The following is a 19,946-nucleotide window of genomic DNA, read 5'->3' on the forward strand; positions in this document are numbered from 1 at the left end:
GTGGGAAAATGGATGTCGCGAGGTTGGCGGACGAACCCGCGGCCGGATCGTCTCGTCAGTCATCGGGTAAACGAGAAAGAGCGGTATTGGTGAAGCGTGTGCTGAAGGAGCCTCTGGTCCATTTCCTTCTGCTCGCGCTGCTCATCTTCGCGGGTTACGGGCTCTTAGGCGCCGATGCGGAAGACGCGCCGGACAGCATCGTCATCACGGTGCCGAAGATCGAGCAGATCGCCACCGTGTTCACGAAAACCTGGCAGCGCCCGCCGACAGCCGAGGAACTGAAGGGCCTAATCGATGATCAGGTGAAGGAGGAAATTCTGGTACGCCAGGCGCTGGAACTCAAGCTTGACAAGGACGACACAGTAATTCGCCGCCGGTTGCGCCAGAAGATCGAATTTCTGAATGCCGCTGACGCCGAAGCGCTGACGGCAACCGATGCGGAACTCGACGCCTTCTTGAAGGCAAATCCAGCCGTGTTCGAGATCGATCCGATGCTGTCATTCCAGCAAATCGTTCTGGATGGCCAGCGGCACGGAGAAGCAATCGAACAAAACGCGGCCGCTATCCTCGAAGTATTGTTGAGCCAGCCTGCGGCCGATCCCGCTTCGCTTGGCGATGCCTCCCTGCTCCCACCGGAGCTTCCACTTACGAGCAAGACTTCGATCGGCAAGACCTTCGGCGCTGACTTTGCGGAAGAACTCGACAAGATCCCGGTAGGCCGGTGGGCTGGTCCTGTCAAATCCGCCTTCGGGCTGCACCTGATCCGCGTGACGGAGCGTGTGCCCGGGCACGTGCCGGCGCTCAACGAGATTCGCGATGCCGTTGCGCGAGAGTGGACGAACGCTAAACGCAAAGAACTCGAGGACCAGCGCTTCGCCGTGCTCCTCAAGCGCTATGTGGTGCGGATCGAAAGTCCGACCGGCGCGGGAGCCGGTCCATGATGCGGTTCGGGGCCTTGCTGGCGGTGCTTGTCCCGCTCTTGCTGGCCGTGTCCGCGGTGGCTCACGAAATCAGGCCGGCCTATCTCGACCTGCGAGAAACGGCGCGCGACGGGTTCGCAGTTGTGTGGAAAGTTCCCGCGCAGGGCAACATGCGCCTCAGTCTCGATGCAGTTTTGCCGAAACCTTGCATCGAAAAGGCCGAACGAGAGAGATCGATCGGCAGCAGCGCCTATTTGGAGCGCTGGACCGTCACCTGCACAGGCGGATTGAAGGGCGGCCAGATTACCATTGAGGGGCTCAGGTCGACGATGACGGAAGCGCTCGTTCGCATCGAATATCAGAGCGGTGACACCGAGGTCGTCCGCGTCATGCCGGACGCCCCCTCCTTCATCGTGGCGGGGGCAAAGAGCAGCCTCGATGTTGTTCGAACCTACTTCGTGCTGGGCGTCGACCACATTCTCTCGGGCCTTGATCATCTGTTGTTCGTTCTCGCCCTGATGCTGCTCATTCGAGATTGCCGGAAGCTGGTCAAGACGATCACCGCGTTTACCGTCGCACACAGCATAACGCTGGCCGGAGCATCGCTCGGATATTTCAGTTTGCCGCAGAAGCCGGTCGAAGCGACGATCGCCCTCAGCATAGCTTTCGTCGCGAGCGAACTGGTCAGAATGAAGCCGGGCGAAAGGCGGCTCTCCGAGAGCTACCCCTGGATCGTGGCCTTCGCATTCGGGCTGCTGCACGGTTTCGGCTTTGCCGGCGCGCTGAAGGAAATCGGCTTGCCGCAATCCGACGTGCCGCTGAGCCTGCTGACATTCAATCTGGGCGTCGAGGCGGGACAACTCATCTTTGTCGCCGCGGCGCTGGTCGTGCTTCGGGCAGCAGGCACTCTAAGCACGATAAAGCCCGCGCCTGCGCGTCAGTTCGGCGCCTATATGATCGGGACTGCCGCGATGCTGTGGCTGATTTCGCGGATCGCCTTGTTGACGGCGTGAACAGCGCGTCCAGTGAACGCCTCATGCCCTTGTTCGATATGATCGTGCTCCCGGTCAAGCGGGGAGGCCAGCTCGGTTTCTGAGAATGCGATTAAGGCACCCGCCCAGAAGGCGATCGGGGCGGCGAAACAGGAGATTGTTCCGTCCCTGATCGTAATGAACTCCGATGGCGCAAGCCTGAAGGGAACGACCCTGACGCTCAACGGCATCTCGCTCAATTCGATCATTTCCGCCGACCGCCCTGTCCGGTCGGCCGGTCACGGGCTGACCAAACATCTTTTGGAGGAGTGGGCGCCGGGCGGCGATTTTGAGAAGGACCCGCCGAACGCAACGGTTTCGGTCTTCGACAGGGAGGCGTCGACCGTCGAAGACGCTGTGGCAGTCCTCAAGGATCCGAAGTTCTCGGGCGACACGCTCACCTTCACCGTCGACATTCAAAGCCGACGGCCCTGCGTCGATCTTCATTCACATCATCGGGCTGCCGCGCACCCCGGTGTCATTCGCGGGGGCTGCCAGGCGGACAGCTTGGCGCGGTGCCTGGTATGCGGGTGCGGCCGCGGGTGCCGCTTACGGAGCTGCCCCATACTGCCGCCCGCCATACCCGCCGCCGGCCTGCGGCTACTATCCCTATCCGCCCTGCTAATAGGACAGAGCAGCCAACATTGCGCAGCACTCTGCATGAGATGGGAGGAAAGGTGATGGGCCTGCATGGAGCTGCACGGAAAGTGGCACTTGGAATCGTCGTGTCTCGCCAGCGGCGGGTCTGCGCTATACCAATTTCCACTCGATCAATCATCTGGCAAATCGTCGCGAAAGAATGTAACCATAAGTTACTTAAGTACTTTCGATTTTTCCTGCAGATTGCCTATCGGCGAATTGAGATTGGTAGGTCTTGGCGTTAATCGGTCGCCGACGACGGGGGAGCGGAGTCGATCATGAAAGCTATTCTTGTGCCTGTAGTTGTGTTTTGCGCCGGCCTTGCGATCGCATCGCCTGGCTGGTCGGCGGACGTCGCGCCACTGGCGCCGGAGGCGAAGGTGGTCGAAAGCCCGACCGGATGGACAATCACAGCCGCGCCATATTTCTGGGCTGCCGGGATTTCCGGAGATACGGCGCAGTTCGGATTACCGGAGGTTCACATCGACTCCAGCTTTAGCGATATTCTGCAGAATCTGGACTTTGCCTTCATGGGAGCCGGCGAGGCACGATATGACCGTTACAGCATATTCGGCGACATCATCTACACGAAGCTTGGCGCCGACGGGCATACGCGCCGCGGGATTCTGGCTGATAGCGTCGATGTGACTTCGAAGACGTTCGCCGGACTTCTCGGAGCCGGCTATTCGGTGCTCGAGGACCAGTCGGGTCATCTCGATATTGTCGGCGGCGTGAGGGTGTGGTCGGTCGATACGAATATTGCCTTTAACGGCGGTATCCTGGATGGTCGTGAAAGGGACGACGGTGCCACGTGGGTCGACGCCATGGCCGGTGTCAGGGGCAACTATTTCTTCACGCCGGAATTCTATCTCACCGGATGGGGCCTTGTCGGCGGCGGTGGCGCGGATGTCGACTGGGACGTGGCGGTGGGGCTCGGCTATAAATTTACCAACACAGTCTCTGCCGTCGCGGGCTACCGTGCGATGGGCGTGGACTACAGCAACAATGACGGTTTTGTCTTTGACGTGGTCGAGCAGGGTCCGATTTTAGGGATAGCGTTTCACTTCTAGCAGGTTGAAAAAGAAGCTGGCTTTATGTGTCCCTTCTCAAATGAAGGGACTGAGCAGTATTATTGCAGAAATGACCACGGAGCGCCTTTACTGACAAATAGGCATTGCACCGCCGTTCGCTTTCTTTAGAAACGAAAGCAGATCGAAAGGTGTGCACCATGTTCCTGAGCGACCGACAAACCGAAATCGTGGAAATCGCGAAGTCTAGCGGCAGGGTTCTGGTCGAGGAACTCGCCGCCCGCTTTTCGGTAACGCGGCAAACGATCCGCAAGGATCTCAACGATCTCTGCGATGCGCAGGTGCTGACGCGCATCCATGGCGGAGCCACATTCCCGAGCGGGACGGAGAATGTCAAATACGAGGCGCGCCGCCAAATCGCCGCGTCCGAGAAACAGGCGATCGGCATTGCTGCCGTCGAGCTGATCCCGAGCGGCGCTTCGCTCTTCATCAATATCGGAACGACGACTGAGGCGGTGGGAGAGGCACTCGCCAATCATCACGAGCTGATGGTTATCACCAATAATATTAACGTCGCCAATAGGTTGCGTTTATTCCCGGCGATCGAAGTGGTGATTGCCGGTGGCGTCGTGCGCGGTTCGGACGGCGGCATTGTGGGCGAGGCGGCGGTCGATTTCATCCGGCAGTTCAAGGTCGACTACGCCGTGATCGGCGCTTCGGCGATCGACGCGGACGGCGCGCTGCTCGACTATGATTTTCGCGAGGTCAAGGTCGCCCAGGCGATCATCGCCAATGCCCGGCATGTCATCCTCGTTGCTGATTCGACGAAATTCGAGCGCACCGCGCCGGTCAGAATCGGCCAGCTTTCTCAGGTTCATACCTTCATCACCGACCACTGTCCGGTACCGTCGATCCGCAACCTGTGCCGCGAAAACAATGTGAAACTGATCGAAACGAACGGCAAAACACGCTAAACAAAAAATCCGCGAAACATTCGTTTGACATTCGCATTCCTTTCGTTTTAAGTGATCTCGCTTTCGCAATCGCGCAGATTTGTGCAATGCGAAATCCGCAGCGGGCTCGGAGGGGATATTGGGCCGGGAGATTCACGACATATTCGTCATCGGTGGCGGCATCAACGGCTGCGGCATTGCCCGCGATGCCGTCGGACGCGGCTATTCGGTGGCGCTGGCGGAGATGAACGACTTCGCCTCCGGGACCTCGTCGGGCGCCACCAAGCTGATCCATGGCGGCTTGCGTTATCTTGAGCACTACGAGTTCCGGCTGGTGCGTGAATCGCTGATGGAGCGCGAGATCCTCTGGGCGATGGCCCCGCACATCATCTGGCCGCTGCGCTTCGTATTGCCTTATCACAAGGGCGGCATTCGCCCCGCCTGGCTGATCCGGCTCGGCCTCTTCCTTTACGATCATCTCGGCGGCCGCAAGCTGCTGCCGGCGACGTCGGTTCTGGACATGCGCAAGGACCCGGCCGGCAAGCCGCTGAAGGCGCTGTTTACGCGGGCGTTCGAATATTCCGACGGCTGGGTCGACGATGCCCGCATGGTGGTGCTGAATGCCCGCGATGCCGCCGACAAGGGGGCGACCATCCTGCCGCGCACCAAGGTGGTTGCGGCGAGGCGCGAGAACGGCCTGTGGCATATCGAGACCGTCGATACGATCACCGGCCGCAACGACAGCCATCAGGCCCGCATGCTGGTCAATGCCGCCGGTCCCTGGGTCGATCATGTCATCCGGTCCGCTTTCGGCCAGAACGAAGCCCACCATGTCCGTCTTGTGCAGGGCAGCCATATAGTCGTGAAGAAGAAGTTCGACGATCCCAGAGCCTATTTCTTCCAGAACCCCGACAACCGCATCATCTTCGCCATCCCCTATGAGGGCGATTTCACCCTGATCGGCACCACCGACCGGGACTACACCGCCGATCCCAAGGACGTCAGGATCTCCGAGGAGGAGACCGTCTACCTCTGCAACGCGGCTTCGGAATATTTCAAGGAGCCGGTGCGACCGGAGGATATCGTCTGGACCTATTCGGCGGTCAGGCCGCTTTACGACGACGGCGCCTCGAAGGCCCAGGAGGCGACGCGCGACTATGTGCTGAAGCTGGAAGGCGAGGGTGGGGCCGCGCCGCTGCTCAACGTCTTCGGCGGCAAGCTCACCACCTATCGCCGGCTTTCCGAACATGCGCTGGAGAAGATCGGTGCCGCAATCGGCGTCAAGGGCGCTCCGTGGACGGCCAAAAGCCACTTGCCCGGCGGCAATTTCGCGGTCCAGGGATATGAGGATGAGGTCGCCAAGCTGAAGCGGCGTTATGCCTTCCTCACAGATGGGCACGCTCGCCGATTGGTGCGCCGCTATGGCACGCGGGCGGAGCTGCTGCTTGGCGATGCCCGCGGCATCGACGACCTCGGGCGACTGTTTGGCGGCGATCTTTACGAGGCCGAGGTCAGATACCTCGTCGAACATGAATGGGCCCGGCACGCCGAAGACGTGCTGTGGAGGAGAACAAAGGATGGTCTGCGCCTTTCGAAGGAGCAGGCTCAATCACTGGAGGAGTACATGGCTGCCAGACCGGCGATGGCCGGATAGGCGGCATGTGGTCCCCGCTGCGTGGAGGCACGGGAATCGGAATGCTGGAACTGCGAAACGCCGCCAAGATGGTGGGCGCGGACTATCATATCTATCCGACCGATCTGGTCCTCGAGCGTGGTACGCTGAACGTGCTGCTCGGGCCGACGCTGTCGGGCAAGACGTCGCTGATGCGGCTGATGGCCGGGCTCGACCGTCCGACCGCTGGCTCCGTTCATTTCGACGGCGCTGACGTCACCGGCATGCCGGTGCAGAAGCGCAATGTCGCCATGGTCTATCAGCAATTCATCAATTACCCGGCGCTGACCGTCTACGAGAACATCGCTTCGCCGATGCGCATCTCGGGCAAGGATGGCGCGACCATCGACCGCGAGGTGCGCAAGGCGGCCGAGCTTCTGAAGCTCACACCCTATCTCGATCGCACGCCGCTCAATCTCTCCGGCGGCCAACAGCAGCGCACCGCGCTGGCGCGCGCGCTCGTCAAGAATGCCAGCCTGGTGCTGATGGACGAGCCGCTTGCCAACCTGGATTACAAACTGCGCGAGGAGCTCCGTGAGGAATTGCCGAAGATCTTCGCCCAGTCCGGTGCGATCTTTGTTTATGCCACAACCGAACCTTCCGAAGCGCTCCTGCTCGGCGGCAATACGGCGACGCTGAACGAGGGGCGGGTTACCCAGTTCGGGCCGACGATCGATGTCTACCGCCGTCCCGCCGACCTTGCCACAGCCGGCATCTTCGCCGATCCGCCGCTGAACACGCTCGACGTCACCAAGTCGGGCAATGTCTTCACGCGTCAGGGCGGCGCGGCGCTTCCGGTCCCCTCGCATCTGGCCGCCGTGCCGGACGGGCCGGTGACCATTGCTTTCCACCCGCATCACCTCGGCTTCAAGCCGCAGACTGGTGAGGCGGCCCGCCTGCAGGCGCGCACCCTGGTTTCCGAGATCACCGGTTCGGAAAGCTTCGTTCACCTGGAATATGACGGCGTGCGCTGGGTGATGCTGGCGCACGGGATTCACGACATCGATCCCGACATGGAGATCGAGGCCTTCCTCGACACGCGTCACCTCTTGGCCTTCGGCGCCGATGGCCACGCTATCGCCACGGTCGGCCACGCTGCCGCTGCAGCGGCAAAGGCATAGGAGAGCACAATGGCACGCATTACGCTCGACCATATCCGCCACGCCTACGGAGCCAATCCGCAGTCGGAGAAGGATTATTCGCTGAAGGAAGTCGACCACGAGTGGAACGACGGCGGCGCCTATGCGCTGCTCGGTCCTTCCGGCTGCGGCAAGACCACGCTGCTCAACATCATCTCGGGACTGCTGCAGCCGTCGCACGGCCGCATTCTGTTCGACGGGAGGGATGTGACAAACCTTTCCACACAGAGCCGCAATATCGCGCAGGTCTTCCAGTTCCCCGTCATCTACGACACGATGACCGTCTACGACAATCTCGCCTTCCCCCTGCGCAACCGCGGCGTGGCGGAGGCCGATGTCGACCGGCGCGTTCGTGACATCCTGGAGATGATCGATCTTGCCGGCTGGGCCAAGCGCAAGGCGCAGGGGCTGACAGCCGACCAGAAGCAGAAGATCTCGCTCGGCCGTGGCCTGGTGCGCAACGACGTCAACGCCATCCTTTTCGACGAGCCGCTGACCGTCATCGATCCGCATATGAAATGGGTGCTGCGCTCGCAGTTGAAGCGGCTGCACAAGCAGTTCGGCTTCACCATGGTCTATGTCACCCACGACCAGACCGAGGCGCTGACTTTCGCCGAGAAGGTCGTCGTCATGTATGACGGCCAGATCGTTCAGATCGGCACGCCGGCCGAGCTCTTCGAGCGGCCGAGCCACACCTTCGTCGGTTATTTCATCGGTTCGCCGGGTATGAACGTCATGCCGGCGCAGGTCGACGGCAGCGCCGTCAAGGTCGGAGACGAGGTGCTGACGCTCGATTACGCGCCGAAGACCGCGGGCAGTTCCAAAACCGAACTCGGTATCCGCCCCGAATTCATCCGCCTCGGACGCGAAGGCATGCCGGTCAACATCACCAAGGTCGAAGATATCGGCCGGCAGAAGATCGTGCGCGCCCGCTTCGCCGGCCAGCCGATTGCGATCGTCGTGCATGAGGATGCCGACATCCCGACGGATGCCCGCGTCACCTTCGATCCGTCCGCCATCAGCATTTACGCCGACAGCTGGCGTGTCGGCAGGGAGGCCTGAGCCATGCAGAAGACGTGGAACAACAAAGCCTGGTTTCTGGTGCTGCCGGTGCTGCTGCTCGTCGCCTTTTCGGCCGTCATCCCGCTGATGACCGTCGTCAACTATTCGGTTCAGGATACGTTCGGGAATAACGAATTCTTCTGGGCAGGCACCGACTGGTTCGTCCAGACGCTGCATTCCGACCGCTTCTGGGAAGCGCTCGAGCGCAACCTGCTCTTCTCCTTCATCATCCTGGCGCTGGAGATCCCGCTCGGCATCTTCATTGCTCTCAACATGCCGAAGAAGGGCATCGGCGTTCCCGTTTGCCTCGTTCTGATGGCGCTGCCGCTGCTCATTCCGTGGAATGTTGTCGGCACTATCTGGCAGGTCTTCGGCCGCGTCGACATCGGCCTGCTCGGCCATACCCTTGAGGCGATGGGCCTCGACTATAACTATGTCCGCGATCCGGTCGATGCCTGGGTGACCGTCATCGTCATGGATGTCTGGCATTGGACGAGCCTCGTCGTGCTGCTCTGCTATGCCGGCCTCGTCTCGATCCCCGACGCCTATTATCAGGCGGCCAAGATCGACGGCGCCTCGCGCTGGTCCGTATTCCGCTACATCCAGCTTCCGAAGATGAAGCGGGTGCTGCTGATCGCCGTTCTCCTGCGCTTCATGGACAGTTTCATGATCTATACCGAGCCATTCGTCGTCACCGGCGGCGGCCCCGGCAACTCGACGACCTTCCTGTCGATCGATCTCGTGAAGATGGCTGTCGGCCAATTCGATCTCGGCCCCGCCGCGGCGATGTCGATCATCTACTTCCTGATCATCCTGTTGCTGTCATGGATCTTCTACACGGTCATGACCAGCAGCGACGCCAACGCTTGAGAAAGGAGAGATCCATGCGTTCGACAATCAAATACAAGCCCGCTGGAAACCTCTCCTGGGTGGTTACGACGCTCTACATCCTCTTTCTGCTCCTGCCGATCTACTGGCTGATCAACATGAGCTTCAAGGAGAATGCCGAGATCACCGGCGCCTTCTCGCTCTGGCCGCAGAACCCGACGCTGCGGAACTACGCCGTCATCTTCACCGATCCGTCCTGGTATAGCGGTTACATCAACTCGATCATTTACGTGGTGATGAACACGGTCATTTCGGTGCTTGCAGCGCTGCCGGCCGCCTACGCTTTTTCGCGCTACCGCTTCCTCGGCGACAAGCACCTGTTCTTCTGGCTGCTCACCAACCGGATGGCGCCGCCGGCCGTCTTCGCGCTCCCCTTCTTCCAGCTCTATTCCGCCTTCGGCCTGATCGATACCCATATCGCGGTGGCGCTGGCCCATTGCCTGTTCAACGTGCCGCTGGCGGTCTGGATCCTCGAAGGCTTCATGTCCGGCGTGCCGAAGGAAATCGACGAGACCGCCTATATCGACGGCTACTCATTCCCTCGCTTCTTCGTGAAGATCTTCATGCCGCTCATCGCAAGCGGCATCGGTGTCGCCGCCTTCTTCTGCTTCATGTTCTCGTGGGTCGAATTGCTGCTTGCTCGCACGTTGACGACCACCGCGGCAAAGCCGATCTCGGCGATCATGACACGTACGGTTTCGGCAGCCGGCATGGACTGGGGCGTACTGGCGGCAGCCGGCGTGCTGACTATCATTCCCGGCGCGCTCGTCATCTATTTCGTTCGCAATTACATCGCCAAGGGCTTTGCCCTGGGCCGCGTCTGAGGAGGAATACGGTCATGAACTTTTCCTGGATGGCCTGGACGCTGCCGACGACGCTGTTCTTCCTGACGATCCTGGCGCTTCTCATCACCATGAGCGTCTGGGAGTTTTTTTCGCCGGGCGGATCGCCGCGCACGGGCGTGCTGCGTTTCGAGACGACGCGCGGCGACCGGCTCTTCATTTCGCTGCTGGGCAGCGCTTTCATTCATCTTGCATGGCTTGGGCTCGTCGGGCCCAACCTGTGGTGGGCTCTTGCCGCCTCCGTGGTCTACGCCATCGGCGTGTTCCGCTACGTGTGACGGCAAGGAGAAGACAGATGGCCGGGGGTACTGGCCGCCTGAGACGTAACTGCAATCGCAAACCCTGGGAGGATATTATGCGACGGCACTTATTGACGACGACAGCAGGTCTGCTGCTGGCGATGACTGCAACGGCCTATGCCGGGATGGACGAGGCAAAGACCTTCCTCGACAAGGAAGTCAAGGATCTCTCGACGCTTTCCCGCGCCGACCAGGAAAAGGAAATGCAGTGGTTCGTCGATGCTGCGAAGCCCTTCGCCGGCATGGACATCAAGGTCGTTTCCGAAACGATCACCACACATGAATATGAATCGAAGGTGCTGGCTCCGGCCTTCACCGCGATCACCGGCATCAAGATCACCCATGACCTGATCGGCGAAGGCGATGTGGTCGAAAAGCTGCAGACGCAGATGCAGTCGGGCGAAAACATCTATGACGCCTATATCAACGACTCGGACCTGATCGGCACCCATTGGCGCTACCAGCAGGCCCGCTCGCTGACCGACTGGATGGCCAACGAAGGCAAGGATGTCACCAATCCCGGCCTCGACATAGACGACTTCATCGGCAAGTCCTTCACCACGGCGCCTGACGGCAAGCTCTACCAGCTGCCGGATCAGCAGTTCGCGAACCTCTACTGGTTCCGCTACGACTGGTTCAACGACGAGAAGAACAAGGCGGACTTCAAGGCGAAGTACGGCTACGACCTCGGCGTGCCGGTCAACTGGTCGGCCTATGAGGATATTGCCGAGTTCTTCACCGGCCGCGAGATCGACGGCAAGAAGGTCTATGGTCACATGGACTACGGCAAGAAGGACCCGTCGCTCGGCTGGCGCTTCACCGATGCGTGGCTGTCGATGGCCGGCAACGGCGACAAAGGCATTCCGAACGGCAAACCGGTCGACGAATGGGGCATCAAGGTTGACGAGAACTCCCGTCCTGTCGGTTCGTGCGTAGCGCGCGGTGGCGACACCAACGGCCCGGCAGCGGTCTACTCCATCCAGAAATATCTGGACTGGATGAAGGCCTATGCACCGGCTGCCGCTCAGGGCATGACCTTCTCCGAATCCGGCCCGGTCCCCTCGCAGGGTGAAGTCGCTCAGCAGATGTTCACCTACACGGCCTTCACCGCCGATTTCGTCAAGGAAGGCCTGCCGGTCGTTAATGCCGACGGCACGCCGAAATGGCGTTTCGCACCGAGCCCGCATGGCGTCTACTGGAAGGACGGCATGAAGCTCGGCTATCAGGACGCAGGCTCCTGGACGCTGATGAAGTCCACGCCCGATGACCGCGCCAAGGCGGCTTGGCTTTATGCCCAGTTCGTCACCTCCAAGACTGTCGACGTGAAGAAGAGCCACATGGGCCTGACCTTCATCCGCCAGTCGACGCTTGATCACAAGTCCTTCACCGACCGCGCACCGAAGCTCGGCGGCCTGATCGAATTCTACCGTTCGCCGGCTCGCCTGCAGTGGTCGCCGACCGGTACGAACGTTCCTGACTATCCGAAGCTCGCACAGCTCTGGTGGCAGGCGATCGGTGACGCGTCCTCCGGCGCCAAGACGGCGCAGGAAGCGATGGACTCGCTTTGCGCCGAACAGGAAAAGGTGCTGCAGCGCCTCGAACGCGCCAAGGTCCAGGGCGATATCGGGCCGAAGCTCGCCGAAGAGCACGATCTTGAATATTGGAACAAGGATGCCGTCGCGAAGGGCAACCTTGCACCGCAGCTGAAGATCGAGAACGAGAAGGACAAGCCGATCACTGTCAACTACGACGAACTCGTCAAGAGCTGGCAGAAGTAAGGCGGACCCGGCCGGAGGCGACGAGGCCTCCGGCCACAACTTCCTGCCACCGGTAGCAAGCCGGTGGCACCCCACAATCTTTCTCATGAGACGTCCGCGTCCTGCCGCTCCCGGCAGGCGGAGCGGTTTCGCGTGAGCTGGAGACGGATATGAGCGGCTATATTCTTTCGATCGATCAGGGCACGACGTCTTCGCGCGCCATCGTCTTCGATGGCGACATGAAAATGGCCGGCTCGGCCCAGGCGGAGATCACCCAATATTATCCGCAGCCCGGCTGGGTCGAGCACGACGCCGCCGAAATCTGGCAGTCCGTTGTCGATACAGTGCGCGGGGCAATCGCCGATGCCGGCTTGGACGCCGACGCGATCGCCGCGATCGGCATCACCAATCAGCGCGAAACCGCAGTCGTCTGGGACCGCAAGTCCAGTACGCCGCTTCACCGCGCGATCGTCTGGCAGGACAGGCGCACGGCCGAAATGTGCGATAGCCTGAAGGCTGATGGATACGAAAAACTGTTCAGCGCCAAGACCGGCCTGCTGCTCGATCCTTATTTTTCCGGCACGAAGCTGCGCTGGCTGCTCGACAATGTCGATGGCCTGCGCGAGAAGGCCGAGGCTGGCGAGGTCTGCTTCGGCACCATCGACAGTTGGCTGATCTATAAGCTGACGGATGGTCGAGTGCATGCCACCGACGCGACCAATGCGTCGCGAACGCTGCTCTACAATATCGACGATGGCGCATGGGACGAGGAGCTTCTCGGCATTCTCGGTATTCCCTCAGCCATGCTTCCCGAGGTCAGGGAATGCGCCGATGATTTCGGCCGGGTCGACGAGGCGCTGTTCGGCGCCGCGCTTCCGATCCTTGGCGTCGCCGGCGACCAGCAGGCCGCGGCCGTGGGCAATGCCTGCTTCGAGCCCGGTATGATGAAATCCACCTATGGCACGGGCTGCTTCGCCCTCCTGAACACCGGACGGGATCGCGTTTCCTCGTCGAACCGAATGTTGACGACGATCGCCTGCCGGCTTGATGGCGAGACCACTTACGCGCTCGAAGGCTCGATTTTCATAGCGGGTGCGGCTGTGCAATGGCTGCGCGACGGCCTTGGCATCATCAATCATGCTTCCGAGGCCGGGGGTCTTGCGACCAAGGCGGATCCCGGACAGCAGGTCTATATCGTTCCGGCTTTCACCGGGCTCGGCGCGCCCTATTGGGATCCGGCTGCGCGCGGCGCGATCTTCGGCCTGACGCGAAACAGCGGCCCCGCGGAATTTGCCCGCGCCGTGCTCGAATCCGTCGCCTACCAGACGCTCGACCTGCTCGTCGCGATGAAGAAGGACTGGGGGGCCAACCAGCTAGGAACCGTATTGCGCGTCGATGGCGGCATGGCAGCGTCGGATTGGACGATGCAGTGCCTGGCAGACATCACGGGAAATCCCGTCGATCGCTCGGCGATCCGCGAGACGACGGCGCTGGGGGCCGCCTGGCTCGCCGGCTCGAAAGCCGGCATCTGGCCCGACAAGCGCGAGTTTGCCGAGGCTTGGGCCTGCGACCGCCGCTTCAGCCCTTCGATGGAAGAGACCGAGCGGCAGGGCAAGATCATCGGCTGGAAAAACGCCGTATCGCGGATGATCTCGGAAACCTCGGCGGGCTGACCTGTTTTGCGATGCGGCAGCTCTCACGCGTGGCCGGCTGCTTTCCTGTTGATGAAGCTCAGGGCGAGCACGGCGAAGATCAGCGTGCCCGTGCCAACCTGCTGCCAATAGAAATTCAGATCGGTCAACAGCAGCCCGTTGGCGACGATGCTGAGCAGCAGCACGCCAAGCACGGTGCCGCCGACGTTCGGCCGCCCGAACGGGCTGAGCGTCGTGCCGATGAAGGTGGCGCCAATGGCGTTCAGCAGGAAGGCATTGCCGGAGGAGGGGATGTACACGGTGACGGTCGCCGTCAGGATCAGCCCGGCGACGGCTGCGATCAAGCCGACGATGACGAAGGTTGCGGCGATATGGGTCGATGTTCCGATGCCGGAATAGCGCACGACCGCCGGCTGGATGCCGATCGAGAGGATGACGCGGCCGAACCGCGTGCGGGCAAAGACGACCGCTGCGGCAGCTATGATGAGGATTGCGGCCGCAAGCGGCACCGCAAGGCCGGCGATCGTGCCGTGGCCGAGAAAACGAAAGGCTTCCGGCACGCCGCTCGGCGGCAGGTAGACAGGATTGCCGCCATTGGTCAACAATTGCTGCACGCTTCGGCCGATGAACAGCGTGCCGAGCGTTGCAAGGAAGGGAGAGACGCCGATCCCTGAGATCAGAAGCGCGTTGAAGGCACCGACGAGTGCTCCTGCCGCCAGTCCGGCAAGGGCCGCAATCGCCACCGGCTGACCCGCCAGCACGAGGGAGACGAAGGCGAAACTGGCAAAATCCATTGCCGTTCCCACAGAGAGATCGATGCCGCCCGAGGAGACGGCGAAGGTCATGGCGATGGATACGATGGCAAGCAGCGTAAAATTGTTGACCAGGATGCTCTGAAGGTTGGCGAGCGTCAGAAATGTCGGCGTTGCCGCGGAGAAGATGGCGGACACCGCCACGAGCGCCAGAATGAGCCCGTAACGCACCACGCCGGCAGCGATGAGCCGCGGCAAGTCGGTGAAGGCTGATGTTGAAGTCAGCAGCGACATGATCAAGCCTCCTGCCGGCGCAACAGGGTGGTCGCTGAGACCACGATGAGAATGAGCGCGCCCTGGACGCCACTGACCAGCGTGCTCGAAATGTTGAGCAGCTGGAAGCCATTTGTGAGGAAACCGACCAGCAGGGCCGAGAGGAAAGTGCCGGTGATCGTGGGAACCAGCCGGCGCGAAAAAACCGAGCCGAGCAGAGCGGTGACGACGACGGGCAACAGCATCTCCCCGGAGCCGGTCGTGCTGCCGCTCAGATAAGAGACGCTCAAGATACCGGCGATTCCGCCGGACACGCCGCTGGCGACGAATGCGCTTGATAGTAGCCGGCGAAGCGGCAGGCCGGCGGCGCGCGCAGCATCGGGGAACTCGCCGACGGCATAAAGGCGCAGGCCAACCGGCGTGTATTGGACGATAGCCGTTGCAAGTGCCGTGAAACCGAGAAGCACGTAGGCAAGAACGGGCAGGCCTGAGGGACCGGACGCCGAAAGCGCCGAGAGGAAGGGCGTTGAGGCCGGCAGCACGGTATTCTGGGTCAGCACCAGTTCGAGGCCGGCGACGACGTTCATCACGGCAAGTGTAGCAAGCAACGGCACGATGCCGGCATAGACGACGGCAATGGCATTGACGGTGCCGATCAGCGCCCCTGTCCCAATTGCCGCCGAGATCGCTGCCGCGTCGCCGTAGCCGAGTTGGGTCAAGGTGGCGTAGACGGCGGCGCTGAGACCCATATTGGCCGCGAGCGAGAGATCGATGCCGCCGGTGACGACATTGGAGCCACCGGCAATCAAAACAACCGTCAGCCCGATGGCGAGCACGCCTGAAATCGCGGATTGACCAAGCACATTGCCGATATTGCCGACACTGAGGAAATAAGGGGCTGTGAGCGAGAAGACGATGAGAATGGCTGCAAAAGCGATCAATGATCCGAAGCGCAGCGCCGCAGCCGCGATGGTGCCGGTCGGCCGCAGAGGCGGTTCTATTGCCGATAAGCCGGCAGGTGCGAATTCCACTTCAGCCGACATGGCGCTGTCCCTCCGACGATCCGGTCGATTCCGCCAGCACCGCATCCGCCGTGGTCTCCGACGAGATGAATTCCCGCACCACACGACCGCGGAAGAGTACGAGGATACGATCAGTGATGCCGATGAGTTCGGGCAGATCCGAAGACAGCACGATCACGCCGGCGCCTCGCGCCGCAAGCTCGCCGATCAGCGTGTATATCTCGACCTTGGAGCCAATATCGACGCCGACCGTCGGTTCGTCGAGGAGATAGACTTCGGAGTGTCGGCTCAGCCATTTGGCGATCGCCACCTTCTGCTGGTTGCCGCCCGAGAGCGTGCGCAATAGGGCATTGCGCCCGCTGGCTTTCACCTGCAGCCGCGTGATCAGGGCATCGATCTCGCGCTGCTCGCGCTTGCGGTCGAGAAAGCCGAAGCGCGTGAAGCGGCCGAGGCTGGAAAGGCTGGCATTTTCCGCAACACTGAGATCGAGCGCAATGCCATGGCGGCGCCGATCCTCCGGCACAAGCGCGATCTCGTGGCCGGCAGCCTGCGTCGGATTGGCAAATCGGGCCGGTTTGCCGTTGATTTCAATCTGGCCGGAAGATGGTAACTCAAGACCGAAGAGAGCACGAACCAGTTCCTTTGCGCCGGAGCCGAGCAGGCCGGTGAGCCCGAGCACCTCGCCGCGGCGAAGCGAGAAGCTGATGTCGCTGTATTTTCCCGGCGCCGACAGCTGCTCGACCTTGAGGATCTCTGCACCGAACGTAACCTCAGGCTTCGGAAACATCTCCTTGATATCCCGCTCGACCATCAGCCGGGCGATCGCTGCGGATGAAGTCTCGCCGATCGGTACGGAAGCGACATCAAGACCGTTGCGCAGCACAGTGACGTGGTCGCAAAGTTCCTCGATTTCGTTCAGGTAGTGCGAGATATAGATGATGGTCACGCCTTCATCGCGCAGGCGGCGGATCAGCCGGAAAAGGATATCGGCCTCGCGGCGCACCAGTGCCGCCGTCGGCTCGTCGAAGACGAGTACCTTCGGCTGATTGAGCAACGCACGGGTGATCTGCACGATCTGCTTTTCGGCGGTCGACAATTCGCCGATCAGGGCAGTGTTCGGCAGGCGGACGCCGAAATAGTCGTTGAGTATCTCGGAAGCACGGCGCTGCATCCGCCGCCGGTCCAGGAACGGCGTGCCAACTATGCACGGTTCGCGGCCGAGGAACAGCGCTTCGCCGACGGTGAAGGTCGGCACCAGCAGCCTGTCCTGGTGAATGAAGTGGATGCCGAGTTCTTCGGCAAGATGCGGCGTCAGCCTGTCGAAAGCTTTCCCTTCGATCTCGATCAGACCGCCATCCGGCTGGTGAAGACCGGCCAGCAGCTTGATCAGCGTCGACTTGCCGGCGCCGTTCTGGCCGACGAGACCGTGGATGGTGCCGCGCCTGACGAGCAGCGACGCACCGGCAAGCGCCTGCGCGCCGCCGAAATGCTTGACGATGCCTTCGAAGCGGAGGATGTCGTTGCCTACCGTTACCGGCTGCTTCAACGAAATGGCCGTCATGTCGATTTCTCCGGGCAGATTCCGAGCGATCCGGTGTGGCCGGATCGCTCTGGAGTCTTGTCAGCCGATGCCTAGTTTCTTGGTGACTTCGCCGACATTGGTCTTGTTGGCGAGGAGCGCCGGAACATAGGTCTCGCGCGGCAGCGTCTGGCCGGCGAGCAGCTTGGCGACGTTGCGGATGGCTGTGCGGCCGATTTCTGCCGGCTGCTGTGCGACATCGGCGCCGGCAGGCGAATTCGGATCGGCGATGAGCTGTAGCACTTCGGGGCTGCCATCGACGCCATAAGTGCGGATTTCGGTCCGCCCTGCTGCCGTCAGCGCCTGGGTCGCGCCGAGCTGCGGGATGTCCCAGGCCGACCAGATTGCCTTGATTGATCCCTTTTCCGGATATTTGTTGAGGATCGCCGTGATCTGGGTGAAAGCGTCCTGTACCGTGTTCGGGATGACGTCGCGCAGTTCCGGCTGGAGAATCTTTACCTTCGGGAAATATTTGACGACGTTGACCAACTGGTCGTAGCGGATCGCGCAGGGGGTCACGCCATAGAAGCCGTTGAAGACGATTATATTGCCTTCGCCGCCGATATCGGAGACGAGCTGCAGCGCCAAGTCCTTGCCGATGCCCCAATTGTCGGAGGTGGTGTTGTTGATCGAGTTGGTCGAGCCGACGTCGACGGTCAGAACCGGGATTCCCGCATCGCGCGCCTTCTTCAGCCACGGATCAATGACGCTGAGCGTGCCGAGGATCTGCACGATCGCATCCGGCTTCTGGGCGATCAGCGTCTGCAGCTGCGAAACCAGCTTGCCGTCGTTGCGCCCGGCATCTACGGCGATCGGCTCGCCGCCGAGGCGCTTTACCTCTTCGATCTGGGCATTATAGGCCTGCAGGTCGAAGAAGTGATCGGTGCCGGTTGCGCTGATGGCGATGCGCTTGCCCTTCAGCGACAATTCGCCGTCGGCAGCCAATACCGGCTTCTGCCCGATCAGCGACGCACCGGCGACGGCAGCCCCGGCCGCGGCGGACAGTTTCAACAGGTCTCGCCTTCCGAGACCGCTTCCGAATTTTTCAATGGTCATTGCCACTCTCCATATTGATCTATGTCTATAAATTAAGTGTACTAACAGGAATGGAGAGAAACGAATTTCCAAAAAGACCATCTCCGGGGAAAAGAGTGGACGGAGCAAAAGCGCGTTCCTGGCCGCGGTTTGCCGTGGCCGGGAATGATTTCAGATGCCGCGCGCTGTTGGGAGCGATAAGTCTGCAGTCACCGATCAGAAAGAAACATGTGTTGCATAATTCTTGCGCACGCTACCAAATTTGCCGAGGATGAATGCCGGCTAGGCCGTGGCGCCACGTGACATGACAGCTGTGATAAAATCACGATTTAAATGGGCACCGTCGGGTTTTATCCCACGACGTTGATATCAAGCGCGAGCTTGGCTTCCGTTTGGCGCGCAATTTGCCTCTTCCCTGCCAGGGAGAATGAAACGATGCCAGATATCGACCCGCAGATTTTCTCAATAAGCCGGCCATCCCTTGGAGGCTACAAGGCCTTCGTTCAACGCGACATGATCGTCGAGACCTATCGCAGCGCTGCGGGGCAGATGATTTCGAAAGGCTCGCTTCATAGGATTTCGATCAACCGCACGGCGCACGGCAAATATGCCTATCGGCTTGGAAGCGGGGCGTTCCGCAGAGTTGAGAGGCCGCCGTTCACCCTGGGATTTCAACCGGCTGCCACGGTTCTTGAAGTCGAGGGCGATGCGGCGGATTATATCTCGATTTTCCAGTCACCTGCGCTCTACAGCAGCCTCGGGGACACTCGCTTCGAGCCGGAGCATTGGGATAGTGATGCACTAAGCGCGACGACTGATCCGACAACGCTGCAGGTTGCGCTTTCTCTTGCTTTTGCCGTCGAGAAGACCGGGCGCGACGACCTGCTTTTGATGCAGCATCTGGGAATGGCGCTCGCCTGTTGCGTTGTAAAACTGCTGGGCGCCAGACCTGAGGCCGGCGATCGTCCGCTGACGTCGGAGAATTTCCGGCGCGTGATCGATTACATCGAGAACCTGCTTGGCAAATCCGATTTGAGTGTGGAGGAACTGGCGGGTGTGGCCCACATGAGCCCGTTTCATTTCAGCCGGGAATTCAAACGGGCGGCGGGCTTGGCGCCGCATCGCTTCGTCCTCGAACGCAGGATCGAGCGGGCGCGACTTTATCTCGCCGATGGCAAGGAGACGCTCGCAAGCATCGCTTACGCTACAGGCTTTTCCAGCCAGGCGCATTTCTCCAGCGTCTTTCGCCGCCTGATGGGGGCGACACCGAAGGAATACCAGCGTTCGGTCCGTCTTTGAACCGGCCGTCTCCCCCTACGGTGAATCAGCAATTTTGCGAAAGATAACCGCACGAATTTGAAATCTCTTGAGGCTGTGGTCTGCGAGGCTTTTCCCATCAGGAG

The 19,946-nt window shown here is 61.0% G+C and carries 17 protein-coding genes and 1 pseudogene; 14 read left to right on the forward strand and 4 right to left on the reverse strand.

Translation table 11 applies throughout. The annotated features are described in order from the left end of the window. Nucleotides 1-23 precede the first annotated feature (23 nt). The 13 genes and pseudogenes from J0663_RS26005 (at nucleotide 24) to glpK (ending at nucleotide 13,903) form a co-directional block, all read left to right on the forward strand. A complete protein-coding gene (locus J0663_RS26005) occupies nucleotides 24-941 on the forward strand; it encodes a peptidyl-prolyl cis-trans isomerase (RefSeq protein WP_246590434.1) in 918 nt (305 codons plus the stop codon). Beyond that, entirely contained in the window at nucleotides 938-1,933 is a 996-nt protein-coding gene (locus J0663_RS26010) for a HupE/UreJ family protein (RefSeq protein WP_207244871.1), read from the forward strand. The genes J0663_RS26005 and J0663_RS26010 overlap by 4 nt, the downstream gene beginning before the upstream one ends. A gap of 66 nt (nucleotides 1,934-1,999) precedes the next feature. After that, nucleotides 2,000-2,576, forward strand: a pseudogene (locus J0663_RS31445) (hypothetical protein); the annotation flags it as partial. A gap of 292 nt (nucleotides 2,577-2,868) precedes the next feature. Beyond that, a complete protein-coding gene (locus J0663_RS26015; RefSeq protein WP_207244872.1) occupies nucleotides 2,869-3,660 on the forward strand; it encodes a porin family protein in 792 nt (263 codons plus the stop codon). 158 nt (nucleotides 3,661-3,818) lie between these two features. Beyond that, on the forward strand, nucleotides 3,819-4,592 hold the full coding sequence (locus tag J0663_RS26020) for a DeoR/GlpR family DNA-binding transcription regulator (RefSeq protein WP_207244873.1): 774 nt from the start codon (nucleotides 3,819-3,821) through the stop codon (nucleotides 4,590-4,592). Between the two features lie 118 nt (nucleotides 4,593-4,710). Then, complete coding sequence (gene glpD / locus J0663_RS26025; protein WP_207244874.1) at nucleotides 4,711-6,225, forward strand: glycerol-3-phosphate dehydrogenase; 1,515 nt, start codon at nucleotides 4,711-4,713, stop codon at nucleotides 6,223-6,225. A gap of 41 nt (nucleotides 6,226-6,266) precedes the next feature. Next, complete coding sequence (locus J0663_RS26030) at nucleotides 6,267-7,364, forward strand: ABC transporter ATP-binding protein (RefSeq protein ID WP_207244875.1); 1,098 nt, start codon at nucleotides 6,267-6,269, stop codon at nucleotides 7,362-7,364. Between the two features lie 9 nt (nucleotides 7,365-7,373). Continuing rightward, on the forward strand, nucleotides 7,374-8,444 hold the full coding sequence (locus J0663_RS26035) for an ABC transporter ATP-binding protein (RefSeq protein ID WP_207244876.1): 1,071 nt from the start codon (nucleotides 7,374-7,376) through the stop codon (nucleotides 8,442-8,444). A 3-nt stretch (nucleotides 8,445-8,447) separates the two neighbouring features. Beyond that, nucleotides 8,448-9,314: a carbohydrate ABC transporter permease gene (locus J0663_RS26040; protein ID WP_207244877.1), complete on the forward strand. Its 867-nt coding sequence runs from the start codon at nucleotides 8,448-8,450 to the stop codon at nucleotides 9,312-9,314. A gap of 14 nt (nucleotides 9,315-9,328) precedes the next feature. Next, nucleotides 9,329-10,156, forward strand: coding sequence for a carbohydrate ABC transporter permease (locus tag J0663_RS26045; RefSeq protein WP_207244878.1), 828 nt, complete (start codon nucleotides 9,329-9,331; stop codon nucleotides 10,154-10,156). A 14-nt stretch (nucleotides 10,157-10,170) separates the two neighbouring features. Further along, on the forward strand, nucleotides 10,171-10,452 hold the full coding sequence (locus tag J0663_RS26050; protein WP_207244879.1) for a DUF2160 domain-containing protein: 282 nt from the start codon (nucleotides 10,171-10,173) through the stop codon (nucleotides 10,450-10,452). A gap of 77 nt (nucleotides 10,453-10,529) precedes the next feature. After that, nucleotides 10,530-12,251 carry an ABC transporter substrate-binding protein gene (locus J0663_RS26055; protein WP_207244880.1) on the forward strand — a complete coding sequence of 574 codons (1,722 nt, stop codon included), beginning with the start codon at nucleotides 10,530-10,532 and terminating at the stop codon, nucleotides 12,249-12,251. A 149-nt stretch (nucleotides 12,252-12,400) separates the two neighbouring features. Further along, nucleotides 12,401-13,903 (forward strand): glycerol kinase GlpK, encoded by a 1,503-nt coding sequence (glpK, locus tag J0663_RS26060; RefSeq protein WP_207244881.1) that lies wholly within the window; start codon nucleotides 12,401-12,403, stop codon nucleotides 13,901-13,903. 23 nt (nucleotides 13,904-13,926) lie between these two features. Here the strand turns inward: glpK and J0663_RS26065 are convergent, their stop codons facing one another. Genes J0663_RS26065 through J0663_RS26080 form a run of 4 tightly spaced genes read right to left on the reverse strand, consistent with a single transcriptional unit; the run spans nucleotide 13,927 to nucleotide 18,564 of the window. After that, on the reverse strand, nucleotides 13,927-14,928 hold the full coding sequence (locus J0663_RS26065) for an ABC transporter permease (protein WP_207244882.1): 1,002 nt from the start codon (nucleotides 14,926-14,928) through the stop codon (nucleotides 13,927-13,929). 2 nt (nucleotides 14,929-14,930) lie between these two features. After that, the gene (locus J0663_RS26070; RefSeq protein WP_207244883.1) at nucleotides 14,931-15,950 is read right to left on the reverse strand and encodes an ABC transporter permease; all 1,020 of its coding nucleotides are present in this window, start codon (nucleotides 15,948-15,950) and stop codon (nucleotides 14,931-14,933) included. Then, nucleotides 15,940-17,490: a sugar ABC transporter ATP-binding protein gene (locus J0663_RS26075; RefSeq protein WP_207244884.1), complete on the reverse strand. Its 1,551-nt coding sequence runs from the start codon at nucleotides 17,488-17,490 to the stop codon at nucleotides 15,940-15,942. Before J0663_RS26075 ends, J0663_RS26070 begins: the two co-directional genes overlap by 11 nt. A gap of 60 nt (nucleotides 17,491-17,550) precedes the next feature. Further along, entirely contained in the window at nucleotides 17,551-18,564 is a 1,014-nt protein-coding gene (locus J0663_RS26080; protein ID WP_207244885.1) for a sugar ABC transporter substrate-binding protein, read from the reverse strand. A 414-nt stretch (nucleotides 18,565-18,978) separates the two neighbouring features. Between J0663_RS26080 and J0663_RS26085 the strand changes: the two genes are divergently transcribed. Beyond that, on the forward strand, nucleotides 18,979-19,842 hold the full coding sequence (locus J0663_RS26085) for an AraC family transcriptional regulator (RefSeq protein WP_207244886.1): 864 nt from the start codon (nucleotides 18,979-18,981) through the stop codon (nucleotides 19,840-19,842). Nucleotides 19,843-19,946: the final 104 nt, after the last annotated feature.

It is taken from the genome of Rhizobium lentis (assembly GCF_017352135.1).
Classification (GTDB): domain Bacteria; phylum Pseudomonadota; class Alphaproteobacteria; order Rhizobiales; family Rhizobiaceae; genus Rhizobium; species Rhizobium lentis.

What these genes read in the sequence shown, in the direction of transcription:
- J0663_RS26010 (WP_207244871.1), top strand. Translation starts at nt 938, where the DNA reads ATGATGCGGTTCGGGGCCTTGCTGGCGGTGCTTGTCCCGCTCTTGCTG.
- J0663_RS26015 (WP_207244872.1), top strand. Translation starts at nt 2,869, where the DNA reads ATGAAAGCTATTCTTGTGCCTGTAGTTGTGTTTTGCGCCGGCCTTGCG.
- J0663_RS26020 (WP_207244873.1), top strand. Translation starts at nt 3,819, where the DNA reads ATGTTCCTGAGCGACCGACAAACCGAAATCGTGGAAATCGCGAAGTCT.
- J0663_RS26030 (WP_207244875.1), top strand. Translation starts at nt 6,267, where the DNA reads ATGCTGGAACTGCGAAACGCCGCCAAGATGGTGGGCGCGGACTATCAT.
- J0663_RS26035 (WP_207244876.1), top strand. Translation starts at nt 7,374, where the DNA reads ATGGCACGCATTACGCTCGACCATATCCGCCACGCCTACGGAGCCAAT.
- J0663_RS26040 (WP_207244877.1), top strand. Translation starts at nt 8,448, where the DNA reads ATGCAGAAGACGTGGAACAACAAAGCCTGGTTTCTGGTGCTGCCGGTG.
- J0663_RS26045 (WP_207244878.1), top strand. Translation starts at nt 9,329, where the DNA reads ATGCGTTCGACAATCAAATACAAGCCCGCTGGAAACCTCTCCTGGGTG.
- J0663_RS26050 (WP_207244879.1), top strand. Translation starts at nt 10,171, where the DNA reads ATGAACTTTTCCTGGATGGCCTGGACGCTGCCGACGACGCTGTTCTTC.
- J0663_RS26055 (WP_207244880.1), top strand. Translation starts at nt 10,530, where the DNA reads ATGCGACGGCACTTATTGACGACGACAGCAGGTCTGCTGCTGGCGATG.
- glpK (WP_207244881.1), top strand. Translation starts at nt 12,401, where the DNA reads ATGAGCGGCTATATTCTTTCGATCGATCAGGGCACGACGTCTTCGCGC.
- J0663_RS26065 (WP_207244882.1), bottom strand. Translation starts at nt 14,928, where the DNA reads ATGTCGCTGCTGACTTCAACATCAGCCTTCACCGACTTGCCGCGGCTC.
- J0663_RS26070 (WP_207244883.1), bottom strand. Translation starts at nt 15,950, where the DNA reads ATGTCGGCTGAAGTGGAATTCGCACCTGCCGGCTTATCGGCAATAGAA.
- J0663_RS26075 (WP_207244884.1), bottom strand. Translation starts at nt 17,490, where the DNA reads ATGACGGCCATTTCGTTGAAGCAGCCGGTAACGGTAGGCAACGACATC.
- J0663_RS26080 (WP_207244885.1), bottom strand. Translation starts at nt 18,564, where the DNA reads ATGACCATTGAAAAATTCGGAAGCGGTCTCGGAAGGCGAGACCTGTTG.
- J0663_RS26085 (WP_207244886.1), top strand. Translation starts at nt 18,979, where the DNA reads ATGCCAGATATCGACCCGCAGATTTTCTCAATAAGCCGGCCATCCCTT.